At 61.2% G+C, this 21,174-nt stretch carries 23 protein-coding genes; 15 read left to right on the top strand and 8 right to left on the bottom strand.

Going from position 1 to position 21,174, the window contains the following annotated elements; translation table 11 throughout:
* The 6 genes from V7756_RS11020 to V7756_RS11045 all read right to left on the bottom strand — a co-directional run.
* The coding region (locus tag V7756_RS11020; protein WP_335610222.1) for an Hpt domain-containing protein at positions 1-1,954 on the bottom strand (1,954 nt) is incomplete at its 3' end.
* Between the two features lie 2 nt (positions 1,955-1,956).
* Positions 1,957-2,841: a CheR family methyltransferase gene (locus tag V7756_RS11025; protein WP_335610223.1), complete on the bottom strand. Its 885-nt coding sequence runs from the start codon at positions 2,839-2,841 to the stop codon at positions 1,957-1,959.
* 59 nt (positions 2,842-2,900) lie between these two features.
* On the bottom strand, positions 2,901-4,940 hold the full coding sequence (locus tag V7756_RS11030) for a methyl-accepting chemotaxis protein (protein WP_335610224.1): 2,040 nt from the start codon (positions 4,938-4,940) through the stop codon (positions 2,901-2,903).
* A gap of 90 nt (positions 4,941-5,030) precedes the next feature.
* The gene (locus V7756_RS11035; RefSeq protein WP_335610225.1) at positions 5,031-5,567 is read right to left on the bottom strand and encodes a chemotaxis protein CheW; all 537 of its coding nucleotides are present in this window, start codon (positions 5,565-5,567) and stop codon (positions 5,031-5,033) included.
* 47 nt (positions 5,568-5,614) lie between these two features.
* A complete protein-coding gene (pilH, locus tag V7756_RS11040) occupies positions 5,615-5,980 on the bottom strand; it encodes a twitching motility response regulator PilH (RefSeq protein ID WP_335610226.1) in 366 nt (121 codons plus the stop codon).
* A 40-nt stretch (positions 5,981-6,020) separates the two neighbouring features.
* Entirely contained in the window at positions 6,021-6,434 is a 414-nt protein-coding gene (locus V7756_RS11045) for a response regulator (RefSeq protein ID WP_335610227.1), read from the bottom strand.
* A 226-nt stretch (positions 6,435-6,660) separates the two neighbouring features.
* On the opposite strand from V7756_RS11045, the gene gshB reads away from it, so the two are divergent.
* From gshB to siaD, 11 genes are all read left to right on the top strand, one after another.
* Positions 6,661-7,614 carry a glutathione synthase gene (gene gshB / locus V7756_RS11050; protein ID WP_335610250.1) on the top strand — a complete coding sequence of 318 codons (954 nt, stop codon included), beginning with the start codon at positions 6,661-6,663 and terminating at the stop codon, positions 7,612-7,614.
* 119 nt (positions 7,615-7,733) lie between these two features.
* The gene (locus tag V7756_RS11055) at positions 7,734-8,627 is read left to right on the top strand and encodes a TonB family protein (RefSeq protein WP_442908992.1); all 894 of its coding nucleotides are present in this window, start codon (positions 7,734-7,736) and stop codon (positions 8,625-8,627) included.
* 93 nt (positions 8,628-8,720) lie between these two features.
* Complete coding sequence (locus V7756_RS11060) at positions 8,721-9,287, top strand: YqgE/AlgH family protein (RefSeq protein ID WP_335610229.1); 567 nt, start codon at positions 8,721-8,723, stop codon at positions 9,285-9,287.
* Positions 9,287-9,718 (top strand): Holliday junction resolvase RuvX, encoded by a 432-nt coding sequence (gene ruvX / locus V7756_RS11065; protein WP_335610230.1) that lies wholly within the window; start codon positions 9,287-9,289, stop codon positions 9,716-9,718. The genes V7756_RS11060 and ruvX overlap by 1 nt, the downstream gene beginning before the upstream one ends.
* Positions 9,718-10,245, top strand: coding sequence for a bifunctional pyr operon transcriptional regulator/uracil phosphoribosyltransferase PyrR (pyrR, locus tag V7756_RS11070; RefSeq protein ID WP_335610231.1), 528 nt, complete (start codon positions 9,718-9,720; stop codon positions 10,243-10,245). Before ruvX ends, pyrR begins: the two co-directional genes overlap by 1 nt.
* Before the next feature lie 7 nt (positions 10,246-10,252).
* Positions 10,253-11,248, top strand: coding sequence for an aspartate carbamoyltransferase catalytic subunit (locus V7756_RS11075; protein WP_335610232.1), 996 nt, complete (start codon positions 10,253-10,255; stop codon positions 11,246-11,248).
* Positions 11,249-11,251: 3 nt separating this feature from the next.
* Positions 11,252-12,526 carry a dihydroorotase gene (locus tag V7756_RS11080; RefSeq protein WP_335610233.1) on the top strand — a complete coding sequence of 425 codons (1,275 nt, stop codon included), beginning with the start codon at positions 11,252-11,254 and terminating at the stop codon, positions 12,524-12,526.
* 43 nt (positions 12,527-12,569) lie between these two features.
* Positions 12,570-14,564 carry a biofilm regulation protein phosphatase SiaA gene (gene siaA / locus V7756_RS11085; protein ID WP_335610234.1) on the top strand — a complete coding sequence of 665 codons (1,995 nt, stop codon included), beginning with the start codon at positions 12,570-12,572 and terminating at the stop codon, positions 14,562-14,564.
* A 33-nt stretch (positions 14,565-14,597) separates the two neighbouring features.
* Positions 14,598-15,140 carry a biofilm regulation protein kinase SiaB gene (gene siaB, locus V7756_RS11090; protein ID WP_335610235.1) on the top strand — a complete coding sequence of 181 codons (543 nt, stop codon included), beginning with the start codon at positions 14,598-14,600 and terminating at the stop codon, positions 15,138-15,140.
* A 21-nt stretch (positions 15,141-15,161) separates the two neighbouring features.
* Positions 15,162-15,539, top strand: a complete 378-nt coding sequence (gene siaC, locus V7756_RS11095; protein ID WP_335610236.1) for a biofilm regulation phosphoprotein SiaC — start codon at positions 15,162-15,164, stop codon at positions 15,537-15,539.
* Positions 15,540-15,547: 8 nt separating this feature from the next.
* Positions 15,548-16,348 (top strand): biofilm regulation diguanylate cyclase SiaD, encoded by an 801-nt coding sequence (siaD, locus tag V7756_RS11100; RefSeq protein ID WP_335610237.1) that lies wholly within the window; start codon positions 15,548-15,550, stop codon positions 16,346-16,348.
* Between the two features lie 23 nt (positions 16,349-16,371).
* Here siaD and V7756_RS11105 read toward each other — a convergent pair whose 3' ends face one another.
* Together V7756_RS11105 and V7756_RS11110 are read right to left on the bottom strand one after the other, a co-directional pair.
* Complete coding sequence (locus V7756_RS11105) at positions 16,372-17,526, bottom strand: PilT/PilU family type 4a pilus ATPase (RefSeq protein ID WP_335610238.1); 1,155 nt, start codon at positions 17,524-17,526, stop codon at positions 16,372-16,374.
* A 61-nt stretch (positions 17,527-17,587) separates the two neighbouring features.
* Positions 17,588-18,622 (bottom strand): type IV pilus twitching motility protein PilT, encoded by a 1,035-nt coding sequence (locus V7756_RS11110; protein WP_335610239.1) that lies wholly within the window; start codon positions 18,620-18,622, stop codon positions 17,588-17,590.
* A gap of 77 nt (positions 18,623-18,699) precedes the next feature.
* Between V7756_RS11110 and V7756_RS11115 the strand changes: the two genes are divergently transcribed.
* From V7756_RS11115 to V7756_RS11130, 4 genes are read left to right on the top strand one after another with little or no spacing between them, the layout of a single operon-like run.
* On the top strand, positions 18,700-19,416 hold the full coding sequence (locus tag V7756_RS11115; RefSeq protein ID WP_335610240.1) for a YggS family pyridoxal phosphate-dependent enzyme: 717 nt from the start codon (positions 18,700-18,702) through the stop codon (positions 19,414-19,416).
* Positions 19,413-20,231 (top strand): pyrroline-5-carboxylate reductase, encoded by an 819-nt coding sequence (gene proC, locus V7756_RS11120; RefSeq protein ID WP_335610241.1) that lies wholly within the window; start codon positions 19,413-19,415, stop codon positions 20,229-20,231. Before V7756_RS11115 ends, proC begins: the two co-directional genes overlap by 4 nt.
* Before the next feature lie 9 nt (positions 20,232-20,240).
* Complete coding sequence (locus tag V7756_RS11125; protein WP_335610242.1) at positions 20,241-20,831, top strand: YggT family protein; 591 nt, start codon at positions 20,241-20,243, stop codon at positions 20,829-20,831.
* Positions 20,828-21,121 (top strand): DUF167 family protein, encoded by a 294-nt coding sequence (locus V7756_RS11130; protein WP_335610243.1) that lies wholly within the window; start codon positions 20,828-20,830, stop codon positions 21,119-21,121. Before V7756_RS11125 ends, V7756_RS11130 begins: the two co-directional genes overlap by 4 nt.
* Positions 21,122-21,174 lie beyond the last annotated feature (53 nt).

Consider the following 21,174-nt stretch of genomic DNA (forward strand, 5'->3'; position numbering starts at 1 on the left):
CGGTCTCGGTCTCGGTCTCGGTCTCGGTCTCGGTCTCGGTCTCGGTCTCGGTCTCGGTCTCGGTCTCGGTCTCGGTCAGGTTGGACGCCGGTTCAACCTGGCTCGGTTCCAGAGTATCGGCCGTGGCTTCGGCTGGCAGTACGCCCGCGTCGCCGGCCATGTCGGACAGCGACGCTTCCGAGTCTGCTGGCGCAGGCTCTTGCTCACCAGCCTCTGCCTCAATTTGCGACGCCATTTCGGGCGGCAGCGAGTCCGGATGATAGCCAAGGGTCGCAAGGCGCTCTTCAGCCACATCCAGAATACTGTCGCCGCGATTGCTGTCGTCTTCGGCCAGACGCTCAAGGTAATAGTCGATGCTGGTAATCACATCCGCCAGCGCATCCAGAGCAACCCAGTCCGGCACGGCCTGCGGCACTATCAATTGTTCATTGATGTAACGGCGGCAGGCGCCCACATCGGCGGCGGCGCGCGCCAAGGGCAGCATGGCCAGGCCTCCGCGCACGCTGTTAAGCAGGTCATCGACCGGCTCGAGTTGGCTGTGATCCCACTGGTTGGCGATAAAGGCGTTGATGGCTTCGCGGGTTTCTTCCAGCGCGTTACGAGCTTCCTGCACCACCATGTGCTGGACCTGGACTATGTCCTGGGCCGCAGCCAGACGCTGCATGTCGGTATCGCCCGCACCCTCCTGATCGCCGCGCTCCAGACCCAGAATGCCCTGCAGACTGGCTTCTACATAGAGCATGCCGCCAGCCACATCCATCAAGGCGGCATCGGTCACGCCCGACTCGCCACTGGCCAGGCGCTGTACCTGCTCTATCTGTTCACTCAATACCCGACGCGGTTGACCCAGACCCAGCATGGCCAGGGTATCGCTGATCTGCTTCATGGTCGGCAACAGCGCCGACAGGCCGTCCAGTTGGCTGCGATCGCTGCGCACGAAGAGGTCGAGCTGATCCTTGACCTGCATCAGCTCTTCGCCCAGCGCCATTACCACCGATTGCATGGCACCCCGGTCGGGACCCACCAGCCGCGCATCGCCGGCGGCGAGATCATCCTGACCACCGGCCCAGGAGCCCTGTAACTGATAGCGCGCTTTCAGCGCATCCAGCCGTGGGCTGCCGTCAGCACTCTTGGCTACATAGAACAGCAGGTTGCGCATCAGCTCCGGCGGCGGCTTGCTATCCAGCGCCGCGGCGCCCCGGGCCATGAGTTGGCGCAGCTCTTGGTCTGCCTGGCGTAACAGCTGGCGTATTGCTGCACCATTTTCGATGGTGCCCAGCTCGAGGCCTTCGGCCACCCCGGCAAAAACCGCCCAAAGATCAGCGTAGGGCGCACCCTGACACAGCTGTTGCAGCCGGCTGAAGACATTGCGCAGGTGACGGCTGTTGGCCTCTACCTGCAAGCCGCGGATTACCCCGGCCTGCGACATCTGCAGCGCCTGACGCAGCTTGCGCAACTGGCGCACGCTCTCGGCATCGGTAAGGTCGGCATAATCAGCGCTGGTCGCCGTTGCGGTGCTGGTATCCAGTCCCGGGCTGAACAGCGCGTTTTCGGACAGCAGCTTGTCACCGCGTGCGGTGCGCATGTCATTGAGCAGCGGTAGCAGCACCAGCGGCAGGTCGCGCCGGCCACTCTGCACCCGGTCAAGGTACGCGGGCATCTGCAGGATTGCCTGCATCAGCACTTCCAGCGCCTCGCTCTCGCGGGTCACAGTGCCGTTCATCAAAGCCTGGGCCAGTTGCTCCATTTCCTCGGCAAGCAGGGCTGCGCCATAAAACTCGACCATCTGCAGCGTGCCGTGAACCTGGTGTATATAAGTCAGGCAGAAGCGCAGACGCGTAGAATCCTCGGGGTTTTCTACAAAAGCTTCGAGTGCCTGCCGCGCCTGGTTCAGCGTTTCGGAAATCTCGCCCTTGACCCAATCGAGGGCGACATAATCATGCCGATCACCCATGTTCACTCCAGACGTCCAGTGCTATCCCGGCGCACATAAGCCTGTACCCGATCATCAGGTAAACGCTCAAGCAGGGGATTATTCCAGTCCATGATTTCACCCAGTCCGATGATCAGCATGCCGCCCGGCGCGAGTCGCGTGGCCAGCAGGTTGAGCAGGTCGCGGCGACGCCAGCGACGGAAGTAGATGAGCAGGTTCTGGCAGAAGATGATATCCAGGTCCCGGATCGGGGCCTGGGCCAATTCAAGAATGTTCAAACGGGAAAAACACACACGGTCGCGCAAGCCATAGGCTATTTCATAGCGGTCATTGGGCAGCGACTGCAGCCATTCGCGGCGCTCGCGCTCATCCAGGCCGCCCAGGCGGTTGCCGGAGTAGATTGCTGTCCTGCCCTGCTCCAGCGCCTTCAGACTGATGTCGGTCGCCCAGATGCCATAACCGCTGGCATGGCCCCCGGCCTTGGCAATGCTCTGCTCGCTGATAATGGCCATCGAATAGGCCTCTTCACCGCTAGCGCAGCCCACACTCCAGAGCTGCAAGGGTCGATCCGCCGCGCGCTCGGCCAGCAGCTTGTCGAGATGCCGGCCGATGACGTCAAACGACGGCCGATGGCGCATGAAGCTGGTCTCGCGCACGGTCAGCCGGTCGATCAATGCAGACCATTCCACAGCGCCCGCGGGGCCCTGGGTCACGTGCTCATAATAGGTCTGATAGTCGGCAATATTCAGCTCGCGCATGCGCGTGCCAACGCTGGTCTGCAGAAAGGTCTTGCGTTGATCACTCACGCACACGCCGGTACGCGCCTCCAGCAGTGTCTGCCACTGCCGAAACTGATGCGCGTCCATTTCCGGCAGTTGTTGCAACGACCAGTTTTGCGTTGTCTGCACTATATGCCCCTCGCTCCAAGCGGAACCGGAAGACCGCATGAGCGGCCCTCCGACTCAGCTTAGTCGTCCTGCTGCGGTAGCGTGAAGCCGTCAACCGACTGACGCATGGCCTCGGCCAGTTTTGCCAACTCACCGATACTACGGGCGGTTGTGGTGGTACCTGCCGAGGTTTGCGAGGTGATCTCCTGGATCACGTTCATGGTGTTGGAGATGTGGCCGGCGGAGGAAGCCTGCTGCCGCGCGGCGTTGGAGATATTCTGAATCAGCGCTGCCAGACTGGTGGATACCTTTTCGATCTCTTCCAGTGCCACACCGGCGTCCTGGGCCAGTCGTGCGCCCCGGACAACCTCGGAGGTGGTTTGCTCCATGGAGATAACCGCTTCGTTGGTGTCGGTCTGAATGGTCTTGACCAGCGCTTCAATCTGCTTGGTCGCCCCGGAGGAACGTTCTGCCAGGCGCTGTACTTCGTCCGCTACCACCGCGAAGCCGCGGCCGGCATCACCGGCCATGGATGCCTGAATGGCGGCGTTCAAGGCCAGAATGTTGGTCTGGTCGGCGATGTCGTTGATCAGGCTGACGATGTCACCAATCTCCTGGGACGATTCACCCAGGCGCTTGATGCGTTTGGAGGTGTCCTGAATCTGCTCACGAATGGTATCCATGCCGACGATGGTGTTCTGTACCACCTCGTTGCCCTTGTTCGCGATGGCTACCGAGCGCTCTGCTACCGCAGCCGATTCGGAGGCGTTGGCCGATACCTGGTCAATCGACACAGCCATTTCGTTCACCGCCGCCGAGGCACCAGCAATTTCCTGTGCCTGGTGTTCGGAGGCTTCGGCCAGATGCATCGCCGTACCCTGAGTTTCCTGGGCAGCGCCTTCCACCTGCAGGGCGGTTTCGTTAATCGTCTGTACCAATGCGCGCAGTTGGTCGATGGATTCGTTGATGGAGTCAGCGATTGCGCCGGTAAAGTCTTCGGTTACCGTCGCCTGGGCGGTAAGGTCACCGTCGGCCAGGTCTCCGATCTCATCCAGCAGACGCAGAATCGCCGCCTGGTTGCGCTCGTTCTTCTCTGCCGTTTCGGCCAGACGCTCGCGGGTTTCGCGGGTCATCTGCACCCCAATCAGCAAAATACAGCCCAGCGCAATGACACCCAGCGCGTAGCCCAGCAGGGTGTTCACTACCCGGGAATCGGCGCGACTTTCAAAGCCGGCGGCCAGCCCGGACACATTGTCGAGCAGCGACTGGGAGTCGGTGAAGATCTCGTTGGCGGCCGAGCGGACCTGATAGAGCTCGGGAGAGGTCAGCAGAATCTGATCAACCGAATCGGATACATAACGGAACAGCGACTGGATCTCTTCCAATCGGCTGGCTGCTTCGGGATCGGTTACCCGGCTGATGCCGATGGCGGCATTGCCCTGCAGCATGCCCTGCAGCACGCGACCGAAAAGACTGGCATCGCGACCAAAGCTGTCGGCTGCCATGACCGAATCCTGATCACCTTCCAGTACCCGGTTTACCGAGCCGAGAATACGTTCCGCCAGCAACGATTGGCGCTGGGCGATGGCCACCTGCGCGGCGGGAGCGCCGCTGGTGATCAGCACGTCTACCACGTCTTCGTATTCCACCTGCAGCTGCGGCACGGTATCGGACAGGGTGTTGGCAACCTCATGCAGCGACAGTACGGTCGCCTGGCTGGCAAGGATGGCATCGGCGTTGCGACGTACCTTGTCCCAATCCGCCTGCGCCAGCGCCAGCTGCTCCTGCAGCGCTTGCGGGGTGGGCGGCAAGCCGGTCTCTTCCCGGCCATTGACCAGGTAGTCCCAGCGCTGCTGGAAGTCATTACGCGCGGTCAGCAGCAGACCGAAGGCTTCGGGCGTACCGGTAGCCGCTTCGGTCGCCGATTTGGAGATCTGCTGCGAAAGCACGCGCAACTCGCCCGCGTGACCGATGTATTCGGTGTCGTACGCGCTCTGAATATTCAGGTACAGGAAGTTTACGAAGAGCAATAACAACGACAGGATCAGTGCGGCGAACAGGCCGGTGAGCGTGCGGTTGCTTCGCATCGTGGACAGCATCTGTCTATCGAACTTTTTCATTATATGGCCCCTACCTGGCCTACAGCCTTGCTGTTCTAACTAACATGCTCCGTTGCGGCAGCGGATTGCCCGGCCGCACCCCAAAACGGATCAGAGCGCTACGTCGAGAAACGTCTGATCGTGCGCCAATGCGCGAAAATTGAATACCAGTGCCGGTTGCTCGCCTGCGTAGGCGCCGACCACATAAGGCCGTACTGCCTCGTCCAGCTCAGGCAGGTGCTCACTGAAGGTGCTGACCGGCATGTGTTGCATCCCCAACAGCTCGTCTACCAGAAGCCCCACAAAGACATCGTCGCGATCAAGCACCAGCACCCGCCGCTGCTTGCGCGGCGCGGTACTGGCAACGCCGAAGAAGCGGCTCATGTCGATGATTGGCAGCAGGCGACCACGCACGTTGGCCACGCCTCGCACCCAGGCCTTGACCCGGGGCAGCGCGGTATAGCGTGGTTCGTGCAGGATTTCGCTGACTTCGCCCATGGCCGCCAGCATGAAGTGGCCAGCCAGCCGAAAGCCGACGCCACTCCAGGTCTCGCTGACCACGACCTGGGACGGCAGTCCGCTGGCCTGGCTGCGGCAACGCTGGGCCAGCGACTGCAAAAGATCGAAGGGATGCTGTGTATCTGACATGCCGTGTCTGTTCTCGTTGTTATGCGGCATCGAACGGGCAGAATTTCCTAGCTGCCGAGTACCGATTTCAGTGTCTGGATCAGAGTGGATTCCTCGACCGGCTTGGTCAGGTAATCCTTAGCACCCTGGCGTGTGCCCCAGACCTTGTCGGTTTCCTGGTCTTTGGTGGTAACGATAATCACCGGAATATGTGCGGTTTCCGGATCCTTGGTCAGTTGACGGGTCGCCTGAAAGCCATTGAGCCCGGGCATGACGATATCCATCAGCACTGCGTCCGGCTTTTCCTGACGCGCGAGCGCCACGCCGTCCGCCCCATTCTCTGCCTTAAGTACTTCATAACCGTGCTTTTCAAGCATGCCGGTGAGCTTGTACAGCTCGGTCGGCGAATCATCTACTACCAGAATGCGGGCCATTGGACTCCCCCCGGGTTAATTCAAGGTGATGCTAACATGCTCAGACGCCAGCGGCTCCGGCCATTCTGCCGGTTTGCGGCACATGGGCGCGGATGGCGCCAAGCAGTTCTTCCTTGCTGAAAGGCTTGGTCAGGTACTGATCCGAACCGACTATGCGCCCCTTGGCCTTGTCAAACAAACCGTCCTTGCTGGACAGCATGATCACCGGCGTCGAACGGAAGGCACTGTTGTTCTTGATCAGCGCACAGGTCTGATAGCCGTCGAGCCGCGGCATCATGATGTCAACGAAAATGATATCGGGGTGGTTGTCCGCAATCTTGGCCAGCGCATCAAAGCCATCCACTGCGGTGATCACGGTGCAACCGACTTTTTTCAGCAGGGTTTCCGCCGTGCGACGGATTGTCTTGCTGTCGTCAATCACCATGACCTTCAGGCTCTCGAAATTTTCTTCCATAAGACCAGCCTTTGTTATTAATGGTGGTTCGATCTGTGTGGCTGAGTCGCCGCAGCCACTGACCCGCCAATTCCTTTTCCGCGTACTTTTAGCATAGATTTATCGGCCAATCTATAAAGCTTGCTCGCGAGCAAGACATCCAGCGAAATTAGCCGGCCTTTCTCGCGCACGGCTTCAGGCGTTACACTCCATGCCACCCTCGAAACTGCGCGGACCTTACCTCTATATGCCTATTCGTCTCGGCGTCGTCATGGATCCCATCAGCGCGATCCAGTACAAAAAAGATAGTACTCTGGCCATGTTGCTGGCTGCCAGCCGACGCCAGTGGGAGCTCTACTACCTCGAACCCCAGGACCTGTATCTGGCCGATGGTCAGGCCATGGGCAGCATGCGACCGCTGCAGGTACATGCCGACCCGGCACACTGGTATGACCTGGGCGAGCCCGAGCGGCTGAGTCTACGTACATTGGATGTCATTCTGATGCGCAAGGACCCGCCCTTCGACAACGAGTTTCTCTACGCCACGCATATCCTGGAAGCGGCCGAACGCGCCGGGGTCCTGGTCGTCAACCGGCCCGCCAGCCTGCGCGACTGCAACGAGAAGCTCTTTGCCACCCAGTTCGTGCAATGCGCCCCGGAGCATGTGGTCACCCGACGCGCCGACATTCTGCGCGAATTCGCCGCCCACCACCGTGACGTTATTCTCAAACCCCTGGACGGCATGGGCGGCTCGATGATTTTCCGCATACAGGAAAACGACCCCAACCTCAGCGTAATCATCGAGACCCTGACCCGCCACGGCCAGGAACAGATCATGGCGCAGCGCTACCTGCCGGAAATCCTCGACGGCGACAAGCGTATTCTGATGATCAAGGGCGAACCCGTGCCCTATTGCCTGGCGCGCATTCCGCAGAAGGGCGAAACCCGCGGCAATCTGGCCGCCGGAGGCCGCGGCGAAGCACGACCGCTGACCGAGCGCGACCGCTGGATCGCCGCACAGGTGGGGCCCACACTGCGTGAACGTGGCCTGCTGTTTGTCGGGCTGGACGTGATCGGCGACTATCTGACCGAAATCAACGTCACCAGTCCCACCTGCATCCGCGAAATAGACGCTGCCTACCAGACCGATATCGGCGGCCAGTTGATGGACGCCATCGCCGAGCAGTTGGCGGCACGCTGAGACGCCAACGCCGTCATCTCTCGGCTATTGGGCCAGAGATGACGCGGTGCATGGACTTTTCGCGGCGGGCGCGGCAGACTTCACCGGATATCTGACTCACGCCACAGCCTACGGACAGCATGAATACAGCCGTGACACCTCCTCCCCCGCAGCCACCGACTGTCACCGCCCGTGACCGTCTGGGCTTCACCCTGTTTATCGCCGCGGTGTTGCACGCGCTGGTCATCCTTGGCATTACCTTCGATCTGCCGACCCCCAGCGAGCTGTCCAAAAGCCTGGAAATCACCCTGGCAACCCAGCAAAGCGAAGAGCAGCCAGAACAAGCCGATTACCTGGCCCAGCACAACCAGCAGGGCAGCGGCACTCTGGAAGAAAAGGCTGCGCCCAGCACGCCGGAAGAGGCCGACTTTCAGGACAGCGAGATCCACAAGGTCAATCCGGTGCAGCAGGTCAGCGCGCCGCCGCCGGTGCCGCAGGAACAGAAGGTGGTCACCACCAGTGCGCCCAAGCTGGACCAGGTCACCACGGCACCGGCCAAGCCCAAGCCGACCGAGGCACCGCCGGCCAACCTGCATTTCAACATGAACACCCTGTCCAGCGAGATCGCCAGCCTGGAAGCGCAACTGGCCGAAGAGCGTCAGCAATACGCTCGCCGGCCACGCATCCTGCGCCTCAATGCCGCCTCGACCATGCAGGACAAGGGCGCCTATTACAAGGATGCCTGGCGGCGCAAGGTAGAGAAGGTCGGCAATCTGAACTACCCGGCCGAGGCGCGTAGCAACAAGATCTACGGCAGCCTGCGCCTGCTGGTCTCGATCAACCGCGATGGCACCCTGCGCGAGGTGCGCATTCTGGAATCTTCCGGCCACAAGGTACTGGACAATGCTGCTCTGCGGATCGTCCGCCTATCGGCGCCTTTCACGCCCTTCACTGGCGATTTGATGGACGTGGATGTACTGGAGATCATCCGCACCTGGCGCTTTGAACCGGGCGACCGCGTTTCCAGCTCGTGATCACCGGCTCTGTTGCCACCTGGCCGGCAATGGAACTGCAACAGACCCGCGCGCGCCCTTGCCCTACAAAGACATCCGCCCAATACTATGCGCATGACGCAAAACACACCGAGCAATCTCACCCATCATTTTCTGATCGCCATGCCACACATGGCCGATCCGCGTTTTGATCACAGCCTGATCTACCTCTGCGAACACTCGGACCAGGGCGCCATGGGCTTGGTAGTGAACCAGCCCAGCGACCTCAGCCTCTCAGACCTGCTCGACCAACTGGACCCCGAGCTCAGCGTATCGGCGGGCCAGCAATGCCGGATCTTCAATGGCGGGCCGATAGACCCCGAGCGTGGCTTTGTGCTGCATCGCGGCCCCCACCAGTGGGAGTCCAGCCTGGATCTGGGCCCGGTGCAGCTCACCACCTCGCGTGACATTCTCTCCGACATGGCCCGCGGGCTGGGGCCCAGCGAAGCATTGATTACCCTGGGGTACGCTGGCTGGACCGCTGGCCAATTGGAGCAGGAGCTGGTCGATAACGTCTGGCTCAGTTGCCCGGCAGACCACCACATCCTGTTCGAATTACCCAGCACCGAGCGCCTCGTCGCCGCGGCCCGCTCGCTGGGCATCGACTGGGCACTGCTGACCAGCCAGGCGGGACACGCCTGATGCCGCATCAGCGCGCGCTCGCCTTTGACTACGGTACCCGCCAGATAGGTGTTGCCGTGGGCCAGACGCTGACCGGTAGTGCCGAGCCGTTGGTCAATCTGCGCGCCCGCGACGGCATTCCCGACTGGGAGCAGATCGGCAAGCTGATCCAGGAGTGGAAGCCGGACGTGCTGATTGTCGGTCTGCCGCTCAACATGGATGGCAGCGACAGCGAGATGAGCGCCCGTGCCAGCAAGTTCGCCCGCCGTCTCGAGGGGCGCTTTCAAGTGCCGGCGCAATGCATCGATGAGCGCCTGTCGACTTTTGAAGCCAAACAACAGTTACGCGATCAGCGCCGTACGCCCGGCAGTTACCGGGATAACCCGGTAGACAGCCTGGCTGCGGCGCTGCTGCTCGAAACCTGGCTTGCCAGCCAGCCCAAGGAGATGTGATGAGCGCAGCACCCCAAACCAGCGCACTGCCCGAGGTCGGTCCACTGCTGGAGCAGATGGCCGATCAGTTGCGTGATTACCTGCAGGCGCGCCAGATCGAGGATCCGGCTTTTGTCGGCATCCATACCGGCGGCGTGTGGGTAGCCCAGGCGCTGCATCAACGGGTAGCGCCCGATGCCCCCATGGGCACGCTCGACATCGCCTTCTACCGCGACGACTTCGAGCAGCACGGCCTGCCACAGCGGGTGCGCCCCTCGGAACTGCCCTTCAGCGTGGATGGCCGCCACCTGATTCTGGTGGACGATGTACTGATGACCGGCCGCACCATCCGCGCCGCGCTCAACGAGCTGTTCGACTACGGCCGCCCAGCCTCGGTGACCCTGGTCACCCTGCTGGATATCGAAGCCCGGCAACTGCCGGTACGTGCCGACGTGCTGGGCGCCAGCCTCACGCTGCCTGCGGGCCAGCGGGTCAAACTCACTGGCCCCTCGCCCCTGCAGCTAACCCTGAACGCCGTTACCCATTGAGACTGCCATGAGCCAGATGCCGCACCACCTGCAACTGAACCACCAGGGCCAACTGCGCCACTTCCTCACCATCGAAGGGCTGTCGCGCGAGCTGCTGACCGAGCTTCTGGATACCGCCGATTCCTTTCTCGAAGTCGGCGAGCGCGCGGTCAAGAAGGTCCCGCTGCTGCGCGGCAAGACGGTTTGCAACGTGTTCTTCGAGAACTCCACGCGTACCCGCACCACCTTTGAACTGGCGGCCAAGCGCCTATCTGCCGACGTGCTAAACCTGAACATTTCGACCTCCTCAACCAGCAAGGGTGAAACCCTGTACGACACCCTGCAGAATCTGGAGGCCATGGCAGCCGACATGTTTGTCGTGCGGCACGGTGACTCGGGCGCGGCGCACTTCATTGCCGAACGGGTGTGCCCGGATGTCGCGGTGATCAACGCCGGTGATGGCAACCACGCACATCCAACGCAGGCGATGCTCGACATGCTGACTATCCGCCGCCACCGCGGCGACTTTGAACAGCTGTCGGTGGCCATTGTCGGCGACATCCTGCATTCGCGCGTGGCGCGCTCCAACATGCAGGCACTCAAGACCCTCGGCTGCCCGGATATTCGCGTGATTGCGCCGCGCACCTTGCTGCCCGAAGGCATCGATCAATACGGCGTACGGGTGTTCAACGACCTGCGCGTGGGCCTGCGTGGCGTCGACGTAGTGATCATGCTGCGGTTGCAGCGCGAGCGTATGCAAAGCGGCCTGCTGCCGAGCGAAAGCGAGTTCTACCGCTTGTACGGCCTGACCCGCGAAACCCTGGCACTGGCCAAGCCGGACGCGCTGGTCATGCACCCGGGGCCGATCAATCGCGGCGTCGAAATCGAGTCGGAGGTTGCGGACGGCCCGCAGTCGGTGATTCTCAAGCAGGTTACCTACGGCATCGCCGTGCGCATGGCCGTGATGTCCATGGCCATGACCGGACAGACCACCCAGCGCCAGCTTACCCAGGAAGCGAACTGAACCATGCGACTGACCATTGAAGGCGCACGGGTAATCGACCCGGCCAGCCATTTTGACCAGATCACCGACCTGCACATTGCCGCCGGCCATATTCAGGCCATAGGGGCCGCACCCGAGGGGTTCAATGCCAACCAGATCATCGACGCCCGCGGGCTGATTGCCTGCCCTGGCCTGGTGGACCTGAACGTCAGCCTGCGCGAACCCGGTTACAGCCGCAAGGGCAGTATCGACAGCGAAACCCGCGCCGCTGCCGCCGGCGGCGTGACCAGCCTGTGCTGCCCGCCGGACAGCCGGCCGGTGCTGGACACCCCGGCAGTGGCCGAATTGATTCTGGACCGCAGCCAGGCGGCCGGGCATGCCCGCGTGCTGCCCATAGGCGCGCTCACTCGGAACCTGGAAGGCGAACATCTGAGCGAGCTGGTAGCCCTACGTGACGCCGGTTGCGTGGCCTTTACCCAAGGCCTGCAACCCATGGGCAGCAATCGCATTCTGCGCCGCTCACTGGAATATGCAGCGACCTTCGATCTGCCGATTATCTTCACCCCCCTGGACCCGGCATTGTCCGAGGGCGGTATGGCCCACGAAGGACCAACCGCCTCGCGCCTGGGCCTGGTTGGCATTCCGGAAAGCGCCGAAACCGTGGCGCTGGCGCGGGATCTGCTGTTGATCGAGCAGACCGGCGTGCGCGCCCATTTCAGCGGCCTCACCAGCGCCCGCGCGGTGGATATGCTGGCGACTGCCCAGGCGCGCGGCCTGCCGGTCACCGCCGACGTAGCAGCCTACCAGTTGCTGCTTTGCGATGAGGACCTGCAAGGCTTTTCCAGCCTGCTGCACGTGATGCCGCCGCTGCGCTCGGCGAGTGACCGCCGCGCCCTGCGCGAAGCAGTCCAGAGCGGCGTGATACAGGCCATTGCGTCGCACCACAGGCCGCACGAGCCAGAGGTCAAGCGCGTCCCCTTTGCCGCCTCGGCTCCGGGCATCAGCAGCGTCGAGATACTGCTGCCGCTGGCCCTGACGCTGGTTGCCGACGGTCTGCTTGAGCTGCCCGCCCTGCTGTCACGGCTGACCACCGGCCCGGCGGCCGCACTCAATTTGCAAGCCGGCCAGCTTACCCTCGGCGGCGCTGCGGACCTCACATTGTTCGACCCAGCCCAGGCCTGCGAGATTGGTCGCAACTGGCTGTCACGTGGCGCCAATTGTCCGTTTATCGGCCAGGGCGCGCCCGCAGCCGTCACCCACACGCTATGCAACGGAAAGCTGGTATATCAGGCGCACTAACGCGCCGCCTGAACTTACCTGACACTCGAAAAGGATCTTGGTAATGGCCGCCTTTGGCTTACGTGGTAAATCTCTTCTCGCCCTGTTCCTGGCCGCGCTACTGGCACTGCTGCCAGCCGGCCTGATCGGCTGGTCGCTGCTCAGCGGAATCCAACAGCATTTCGGCGAGGCTTATGCGCGCAACGCCACCCTGCTCAGTCGCGAGAAGATTCGCGCGCCCATCAGCCGTGAACTGGCGCTGTCGCTGCGCCTGGCCAATTCCGAAGTCACGCTGCAATGGTTGAAGGATCCGCAGGACGCCGACAAAAAAGCGCTGTTCTTCCGCGAAGCGGAGCGTTACCGCGCCGACTTCCGCGACCATGCCTACTTTATCGGCGTGCTCAGCACCCTGGGTTACTATTTCAACGGTAACGAAGAACCGCTGAGCCAGGAGCCACGCTATATTCTCGATCCGCAGAAGCCCGCCGACAGCTGGTTCTTTGCCAGCTTGCGCAACACCGAACACTTCAACATCAATGTCGACTCCAACCCCGAGCTGAATACCACCAAGGTCTGGCTCAATATGCTGGTCAGGGATGACAGTGGCGAGGTGCTGGCGCTCGCTGGCTCAGGCCTGGACCTTTCCAGCTTCATCCGCGACTTCATCGCCAGCGAAGACAGCGGCGTGATGCCGATGATCATCGACAGCGAAGGTGCTATCCAGGCGCACCAGGATCGCAGTCTGATCGCTCTCAACTCAGGTGCCGATGCCGCTACGCGCGCCGGTAGCAGCCTGTTCGAGATGCTCGACAATCCCAGTGATCAGCAGGCCGTGCGCGAGGCGATGCAGAGCGTAGAGCAGACACCGGACCAGGTGCAGGTGCGCTCGGTGCATCTTGATGGAAGCGCCCGCCTGCTGGCACTGACGCATATTCCCGAGCTGAACTGGTACGTAGTCAACGCCGTGGACCTGAACAGCGCCCAGGTAATCGACCGCACCTGGCTGTTGCCCGTTCTGCTGGGCCTGGGCGCCCTGCTGATCCTGTTTGTGGTGCTCTTTGCCTTTGCCATCGAACGCCTGCTGCTGCGACCGCTGCGTCAACTGCGCCAGAGCGCGCAGGCGATGGCCGCCGGTCGATATGATGTAGCCATGCCGACAACACGCAACGATGAGATCGGCGAGTTGAGCGAAGCCTTCGATGCCATGGCCCAGAAGGTCCGCAGCCACACCAGCGAGCTGGAGCAACGCGTCCAGGAGCGCACCCGCGACCTGGAAGAGGTGAATCAGAGCATGCTCACCGCGCGCAAGAAGATAGAAGACTCCATCGATTACGCCAGCCTGATCCAGCGCTCCATTCTGCCCAACCGCGATCTGATCAACGCACTGGGGCAGCACCATGCGGTGCTCTGGCGTCCACGCGATGTGGTGGGTGGCGATTTCTACATCTTCCGCAGTGAGCAGCAGCAATGCCTGTTCGGCGTGGTCGACTGTGCCGGCCATGGCGTACCTGGCGCGCTGATGACCATGCTGGCACACGCCGCACTGGAACAGGCGATCAATGACTGCGGCATGGCCGACCCGGCGGCAATATTGCATCGCACCGACCAGATTGTACGCAGCATGCTCAGCGATTCCGCCGAATACAAATCGCTCGCCACCAACATGGACGTGGGCCTGGCCTGCGTCGACCTGCAGCAGCGCCGAGTGATCTTTTCGGGCGCCAAGATCGCGCTCTATCACAGCGACGGCCAGGAAGTGGAACATCTCGCTGGCGCCCGCCGCGCGTTGGGCGACAAGCGCCAGGGCGACTACCATAACCAGGAGATAGCGCTGCAAAGCGGCCGCACCTTCTACCTCTGCACCGACGGTTTCCTGGATCAGGCCGGCGGCGAGCAGGGTTTCGGGTTTGGCAACAGCCGCTTTGCCGATATGCTGCGCCAGCATGCGCAACTGCCGCTGGAGCAGCAAAGCGCGGCATTCAGCGATACACTGGCAGCCTATCAGGGTGATTACCCGCAACGTGACGACATCACCATGCTCTGTTTCCGCTTTGACTGAACCGGACCGACACTGAAACGCACAGGAGCTGTAATGGATAAGATTGACCTTTTTGCCATGCGTGAACGCTTCAATGACCAGCAGATCATGCTGTGCTTCAACGGTCCGATTTCACGCAGTCTGATCGAAGAGATCGGCAATGCCCTGCGCAACTACCTGTCCGCCGACCACGCCCACCCCAGTGCGGCCATGGATGTGTTTGCGGTGTATATCGAAATGACGCAGAACATCAGCCATTACACCCGCTCGCGGCAATGGAGCGAACAGGAAGCCGGGGCCACAGTGGTGGTCTCGCGGGATACCGAAGGCCGCTACGTGGTCTCGGCCGGCAACCTGATAGAAATGCCCGACGGCGAGCAACTGCTGCAGGCAGTAGAGAGTCTCGCCGGCCTCGACAAGGCCGCACTCAAGGCCGCCTACAAGGAACAACTGCGGCGCCCCCGCGAGGAAGCCCGCTCCACGGGTGCCGGCCTGGGCCTGATCGATATCGCACGAAAGTCCAGCGCGCCGCTGCAGGCCTCCTTGCAACCACTGGCCGGTGGACGCGGTTTTTTCAGCCTGCGCGCCGTTATCTGATTGAGTAAAGAGTTGAAGACAATGACTGATTTTTCTATCGCCAGCTCCCAGTCCACTCCGGAAATCCGCAGCGACTGGGCCAATGGCAAACTGTATATGGAAGGCGACTCCTATCCGGAAAACTCCTTCGACATGTTCCAGCAGGTATTCGACTGGATTGAGTCCTATCTCGCGCAGGCCCATGCCCCACTCGGCTTGGAGCTGCGCCTGCTGTACCTGAACACCAGCAGCGTCAAGGCGATGATGGATATTTTTGACTTGTTGCAGGCTGCCCACGAGGAAGGCAAACCGGTATCCGTTTTCTGGTACTACGATCCACAGAATGAGCGTGTTGCCGAACTAGCTGAAGAGTTCAAGGAAGACTGCAGCTTTCCTTTCGACATCATCAGCCTTAACTAGAGCCGCCAATGAAACAGCCCCAGCACCTTGAAGCCCGTATCCGCGAACTGCTGGACGATCCAGAACAGCAGGACAATCCGCTGCACGAGCCGCTGCTGGAACTGTGGGCAACACATCAGGATCTGGCCCGCCGTATCGACCGTCTCAGCCGCATTTCGGATGCCTACCAGGGCATGGCCAAGCAGCAGGAGCAATCGCTTAACGAGCGACTGAACAAGCAGCTGCGCCAACTGGAAAAAGTGGCGCGCATCTCGGACCGCTATCAGAACATGATGCGCGATCTGAATGAGGCGCTGCGTGAAGCCTCGACCCACGACGCACTCACCGGCCTGGCCAACCGCCGCCTGCTGGTGGAGCGATTGAAAAAGGAAACCGAACGGCATTCGCGCTACCGGCGCCCGTTCAGCATTGCCATGCTGGATGTCGATCATTTCAAGACCATCAATGATCAGTATGGGCATGAACTGGGCGACAGCGCACTGACCGAGATCGCTCGAGCAATGGACGCCGAAGTGCGCGAGCAGGACGTTTGCGGACGCTGGGGCGGCGAAGAGTTTCTGATTCTAATGCCGGAAACCGATGTCGCGGCCGCTACCCGGGTCATGGAGCGGGTGCGTTCGGCGATTGAAAGCCTGACCATCCGCGCCCAGGTGGATACGGTGACCGTGACCATCAGTATAGGTATTGCCGAGTATCAGCCGGGCGAAAGCTACTCCACTACCATCAATCACGCCGACCACGCCTTGCTGGTGGCCAAGCGTGGCGGTCGCAACCAGCTGAGTACCACGCGGGCGCCGAGGCTGGACTAGCGCCCAACCCGGAGCAGCGCAGATTATCGCCGAGTGCGGTGCTGCACGCTGTTCTCGTCTTCCTCTTCCAGGGAGAAGCCGTTGTTCTCCTCGCCCATCAGGTGCTTGCCGTCGGTTTCCGAGCCCAGCTTGATCATCAGACGCAGATCGTTGGCCGAATCGGCGTGCGCCAGTGCATCTTCATAGGTGATCTCGCCCTGGCTGTAGAGCTTGTACAGCGCCTGATCAAAGGTTTGCATGCCCAATTCGCCAGAGCGCGCCATCAGCGGCTTGAGCTCATGGACCTCACCCTTGCGGATCAAGTCGGCGGCCAGCGGAGAATTCAACAGCACTTCAATAGCGGCTCGGCGCCCCTTGCCGTCGGGTGACGGGATCAACTGCTGGGCCACAATTGCCTTGAGATTAAGTGATAGGTCCATCCAGACCTGCTGGTGCAGCTCGGTCGGGAAGAAGTGAATGATGCGGTCCAACGCCTGGTTGGCGTTGTTCGCGTGCAAGGTAGCCAGACACAGGTGACCGGTTTCGGCAAAGGCGACCGCGTGTTCCATGGTTTCCTTGGAGCGTACCTCACCAATCAGGATCACATCCGGCGCCTGACGCAGGGTGTTTTTCAGCGCGATCTCGAATGAGTCGGTGTCGATACCCACTTCACGCTGGGTGACGATGCAGTTCTGATGCTGATGAATAAATTCGATCGGGTCTTCAATCGTAATGATGTGTCCGCTGGAGTGCTTGTTGCGGTAGCCGATCATCGACGCCAGCGAGGTCGACTTACCGGTACCGGTCGCGCCCACAAAGATCACTAGCCCGCGCTTGGTCATCGCCAGCTGCTTGAGTATCTCAGGCAGACGCAGCTCTTCCATGGTCGGGATGTTGATCTCAATGCGCCGCAACACCATACCCACCAGATTGCGCTGATAGAAGGCGCTGACACGAAAACGACCGATGCCCCGTGCACTGATGGCGAAGTTACACTCGCGCTTTTCGGCAAACTCGCGGCGCTGCGCTTCAGTCATCACACCCAGCACAGTTTCGCGGGTTTGCTCAGGGGAGAGCGGGGTCTTGGTAACCGGCAGAATCTTGCCATTCACTTTCATGCTGGGTGCAACGCCAGCGGTGATGAAAAGGTCAGACGCGCCCTTTTCAACCATCAGCCGCAACAGCTTTTCAAACTCCATGCTATGCCTCTTCTATCCTTCGCGGCGGACTGCTCAGTGTCCGCCAAAACTGCCAGCCGGGTTAGAACCCGTCCACCGCCTTGGCTTTCTCGCGGGCGCTTTCCTTGGTAATCAGGCCCTTGGCAACCAGACCCTTCAAGCACATGTCGAGCGTCTGCATGCCGATGTTGCCGCCGGTCTGGATCGCCGAATACATTTGCGCAATCTTGTCTTCACGGATCAGGTTGCGGATAGCCGGGGTGCCTATCATGATCTCGTGCGCGGCCACACGGCCACCGCCGATCTTTTTCAGCAGCGTCTGCGAAATAACCGCTTGCAGGGATTCGGACAGCATCGAACGCACCATGGATTTTTCTTCGCCGGGGAAAACATCGACGATACGGTCGATGGTCTTGGCCGCCGAGGTGGTGTGCAGGGTGCCAAACACCAGGTGACCGGTTTCCGCCGCGGTCAGGGCCAGGCGGATGGTCTCGAGGTCACGCATCTCACCCACCAGGATGATATCCGGATCTTCGCGCAGAGCCGAACGCAGGGCTTCGGCAAAGCCCAGGGTATCGCGGTGCACTTCGCGCTGGTTGACCAGACACTTTTTCGACTCATGGACGAATTCGATAGGGTCTTCAATGGTGAGGATATGCTGATACTTGGTGCTGTTGACGTAGTCGACCATGGCCGCGAGGCTGGTCGATTTGCCCGAACCTGTGGGCCCGGTAACCAGCACCAGACCGCGCGGGTTGTCGGAGATCTTCTTGAACACGTCGCCCATGCCCAGGTCTTCCATGCTCAGAACCTTGGAAGGAATGGTACGGAAGACGGCACCGGCGCCGCGGTTCTGGTTGAAGGCGTTGACCCGGAAGCGGGCCACACCGGGCACTTCGAAAGAGAAGTCGGTCTCGAGAAACTCCTCGAAATCCTTGCGCTGTCTGTCATTCATGATGTCATAGATCAGCGCATGCACTTGCTTGTGTTCCATGGCCGGCACGTTGATCCGGCGCACGTCGCCATCCACACGAATCATGGGCGGCAATCCTGCCGACAGGTGCAAGTCCGACGCGCCCTGTTTGGCGCTGAAGGCTAACAGCTCGGTAATATCCATTGGGTTCCCCATAACAACCAGCAAGCATGTAGAATGCCGGCAGAGTCTATTCGATTGGCAAGGTATTAACGTCAGTAATGTCCACGATAGCAGAGAATATTGCAAACGTTCGTGAACGCATACAGCGCGCCGCCGCCGTTGCCGACCGCGAACCCGATACCATTACCCTGATGGCGGTGAGCAAAACGCGTCCCGCCAGTGCCATCCGTGACGCCTGGGCAGCTGGCGTACAGAATATAGGGGAAAACTACCTGCAGGAAGCGCTGGAGAAGATGGCGCTGCTATCTGACCTGCCGCTGACCTGGCATTTCATCGGTCCCATCCAGTCCAACAAGACCAAAACCATCGCCGAACACTTCGACTGGGTACACAGCGTCGACCGCCTGAAGATCGCCCGCCGCCTGTCCGATCAGCGCCCCGAACACCTGCCACCACTGAATGTCTGCCTGCAGATCAACATTAGTGGCGAAGACAGCAAATCCGGCGTCAGCCTGACCGAACTGCCCGAGTTGGCCGCAGCCGTGGCGCAATTGCCGCGTCTGTGCCTGCGCGGTCTGATGGCGATTCCGGCACCAGCCGAGACCAGCCCCGAACGCCGCGCCCCGCTGGCCGCGTTGCGCGAAGCCCAGGCAGCCCTGGCGCTGCCGCTCGATACTCTGTCGATGGGCATGAGCGACGATCTGGCCGAAGCCATTCAGGAAGGTGCGACCATGGTGCGCATTGGCAGCGCGCTCTTTGGCGCCCGAGACTACCCCACAACCAACACGCATTCCGAGCGAGGTTCCACTAAATGACTGCGCCCATTATCGGTTTTATCGGTGCCGGCAACATGGCGACCAGCCTGATCGGCGGCCTGCTGCAGAAGAACGCGAAGCCCGAACACATCATCGCCAGCGATCCCAAGCCCGAGCAGGGCGCGGCGTTGCACAAACAGTTTCAGATTCGCACTGTGACTGACAACGCCGTGCTTGCCGCCGAGTGTGATGTGCTGCTGCTGGCGGTCAAGCCGCAGGTGATGCAGGCCGTGTGCCGCGCCTTGCCAGCCGAGCGCAAGCCGGGCCAGCTGGTGATTTCTATTGCCGCCGGTATCAGTTGCGACAGCCTGGCCAGTTGGCTGGGTGACGGCAGTGCCATCGTACGCTGCATGCCCAACACGCCCTCGTTGCGCGGCCAGGGTGTGAGCGGCCTTTACGCTACCGCTGCGGTCAGCGATGAGCAGAAGACGCTGACCGAAAAAATTCTCAACGCGGTGGGCATCAGCGTCTGGCTGGATGAAGAAAAACTGATCGATGCCGTGACCGCCGTCTCTGGCAGCGGCCCGGCCTACTTCTTCTATATGATCGAAGCCATGATCGATGCCGGCGAGAAACTCGGGCTGGCGCGCGACACCGCCGAGCGCCTGGCACTGTTCACCGCGCTGGGCGCCGCCGATATGGCCGTGAACAGCGATGTGGATGTAGCCGAGCTGCGCCGCCGCGTGTGTTCGCCCGGCGGCACCACCGAGCGGGCGATCAATACCTTCCGCGAAGAGGGTCTGCCACAGATGGTGGAACACGCCATGCAGGCCGCCGCCAACCGCGCCGCCGAAATGACCAAAGAACTCGCCTGAGGAAACAACATGACCGGCCTGAACATGGCAGCTATCTATATTGTGCAGACCCTCGGCAGCTTGTATCTGCTGATAGTACTGCTGCGCTTTATCCTGCAACTGGTGCGCGCAGACTTCTACAACCCGCTCTCGCAGTTCATCGTGCGCGCCACCAAGCCGCTGCTGATGCCGCTGCGCCGGATCATCCCGGGCTACGCCGGGGTCGACTTCGCCTCCCTGGTGCTGGCGCTGATTATCCAGCTGGTGCTCATGGCCATTATCATCAAGCTGATGGGCTACGCCTTGCCGGGCATCCTGCAGTTGCTGGCTTGGTCGCTGGTGGGCATCACTGCACTCTTTCTCAAGGTATTTTTCTTTGCGCTCATCATCAGCGTGATCCTGTCGTGGGTCGCGCCGGGCAGCAGCAACCCGGCAGCCCTGCTGGTGAACCAGCTGTGTGAGCCGGTGCTGGCGCCGATCCGCAAGATTCTGCCGTCCATGGGCGGGCTGGATCTGTCGCCGATCTTTGCCTTTATCGCATTGAACCTGCTGCAAATGCTGGTGATCACCAATATGGCGATCGCCACCGGCATGCCCAAGGGCCTGACGCTGGCGCTGTGACCACCTTTTACCAGTGGCGCGGCGACGCGCTGCTGCTGGATCTGCACCTGCAACCCGGCGCCAGCCGCATCGGCTTTGCCGGGCTGCACGGCGATCGCCTCAAGGTACGCATCAGCGCGCCGCCGGTGGATGGCAAAGCCAACAGCATGCTGCAGGTGTTTCTGGCCGATGCCTTTGGCGTCCGCAAACAACAGGTCAGCCTGCTCAGTGGCCAGAGCAGTCGCCAGAAACGAATTGCCATCAACGCGCCACAACAGCTACCGGCGGAGCTGGGTATCCGGCGACCCTGAATATTGCACCAATGCATCGCGCTCTTTAGACTGACGCCTCGATTGTTGGCGCC

Origin of the sequence: Halopseudomonas sp., assembly GCF_036961105.1 — a bacterium.
Taxonomy (GTDB): domain Bacteria; phylum Pseudomonadota; class Gammaproteobacteria; order Pseudomonadales; family Pseudomonadaceae; genus Halopseudomonas.

Bases quoted from the DNA above. Each gene is read 5' to 3' on its own strand.
- V7756_RS11060 (WP_335610229.1), top strand. From the start codon at position 8,721: ATGACGCAAAACACACCGAGCAATCTCACCCATCATTTTCTGATCGCC.
- pyrR (WP_335610231.1), top strand. From the start codon at position 9,718: ATGAGCGCAGCACCCCAAACCAGCGCACTGCCCGAGGTCGGTCCACTG.
- V7756_RS11105 (WP_335610238.1), bottom strand. From the start codon at position 17,526: ATGGAGTTTGAAAAGCTGTTGCGGCTGATGGTTGAAAAGGGCGCGTCT.
- siaB (WP_335610235.1), top strand. From the start codon at position 14,598: ATGGATAAGATTGACCTTTTTGCCATGCGTGAACGCTTCAATGACCAG.
- V7756_RS11110 (WP_335610239.1), bottom strand. From the start codon at position 18,622: ATGGATATTACCGAGCTGTTAGCCTTCAGCGCCAAACAGGGCGCGTCG.
- proC (WP_335610241.1), top strand. From the start codon at position 19,413: ATGACTGCGCCCATTATCGGTTTTATCGGTGCCGGCAACATGGCGACC.
- gshB (WP_335610250.1), top strand. From the start codon at position 6,661: ATGCCTATTCGTCTCGGCGTCGTCATGGATCCCATCAGCGCGATCCAG.
- pilH (WP_335610226.1), bottom strand. From the start codon at position 5,980: ATGGCCCGCATTCTGGTAGTAGATGATTCGCCGACCGAGCTGTACAAG.
- siaD (WP_335610237.1), top strand. From the start codon at position 15,548: ATGAAACAGCCCCAGCACCTTGAAGCCCGTATCCGCGAACTGCTGGAC.
- V7756_RS11045 (WP_335610227.1), bottom strand. From the start codon at position 6,434: ATGGAAGAAAATTTCGAGAGCCTGAAGGTCATGGTGATTGACGACAGC.
- V7756_RS11035 (WP_335610225.1), bottom strand. From the start codon at position 5,567: ATGTCAGATACACAGCATCCCTTCGATCTTTTGCAGTCGCTGGCCCAG.
- V7756_RS11115 (WP_335610240.1), top strand. From the start codon at position 18,700: ATGTCCACGATAGCAGAGAATATTGCAAACGTTCGTGAACGCATACAG.
- ruvX (WP_335610230.1), top strand. From the start codon at position 9,287: ATGCCGCATCAGCGCGCGCTCGCCTTTGACTACGGTACCCGCCAGATA.
- V7756_RS11125 (WP_335610242.1), top strand. From the start codon at position 20,241: ATGACCGGCCTGAACATGGCAGCTATCTATATTGTGCAGACCCTCGGC.
- siaC (WP_335610236.1), top strand. From the start codon at position 15,162: ATGACTGATTTTTCTATCGCCAGCTCCCAGTCCACTCCGGAAATCCGC.
- V7756_RS11055 (WP_442908992.1), top strand. From the start codon at position 7,734: ATGAATACAGCCGTGACACCTCCTCCCCCGCAGCCACCGACTGTCACC.
- V7756_RS11075 (WP_335610232.1), top strand. From the start codon at position 10,253: ATGAGCCAGATGCCGCACCACCTGCAACTGAACCACCAGGGCCAACTG.
- V7756_RS11080 (WP_335610233.1), top strand. From the start codon at position 11,252: ATGCGACTGACCATTGAAGGCGCACGGGTAATCGACCCGGCCAGCCAT.
- siaA (WP_335610234.1), top strand. From the start codon at position 12,570: ATGGCCGCCTTTGGCTTACGTGGTAAATCTCTTCTCGCCCTGTTCCTG.
- V7756_RS11030 (WP_335610224.1), bottom strand. From the start codon at position 4,940: ATGAAAAAGTTCGATAGACAGATGCTGTCCACGATGCGAAGCAACCGC.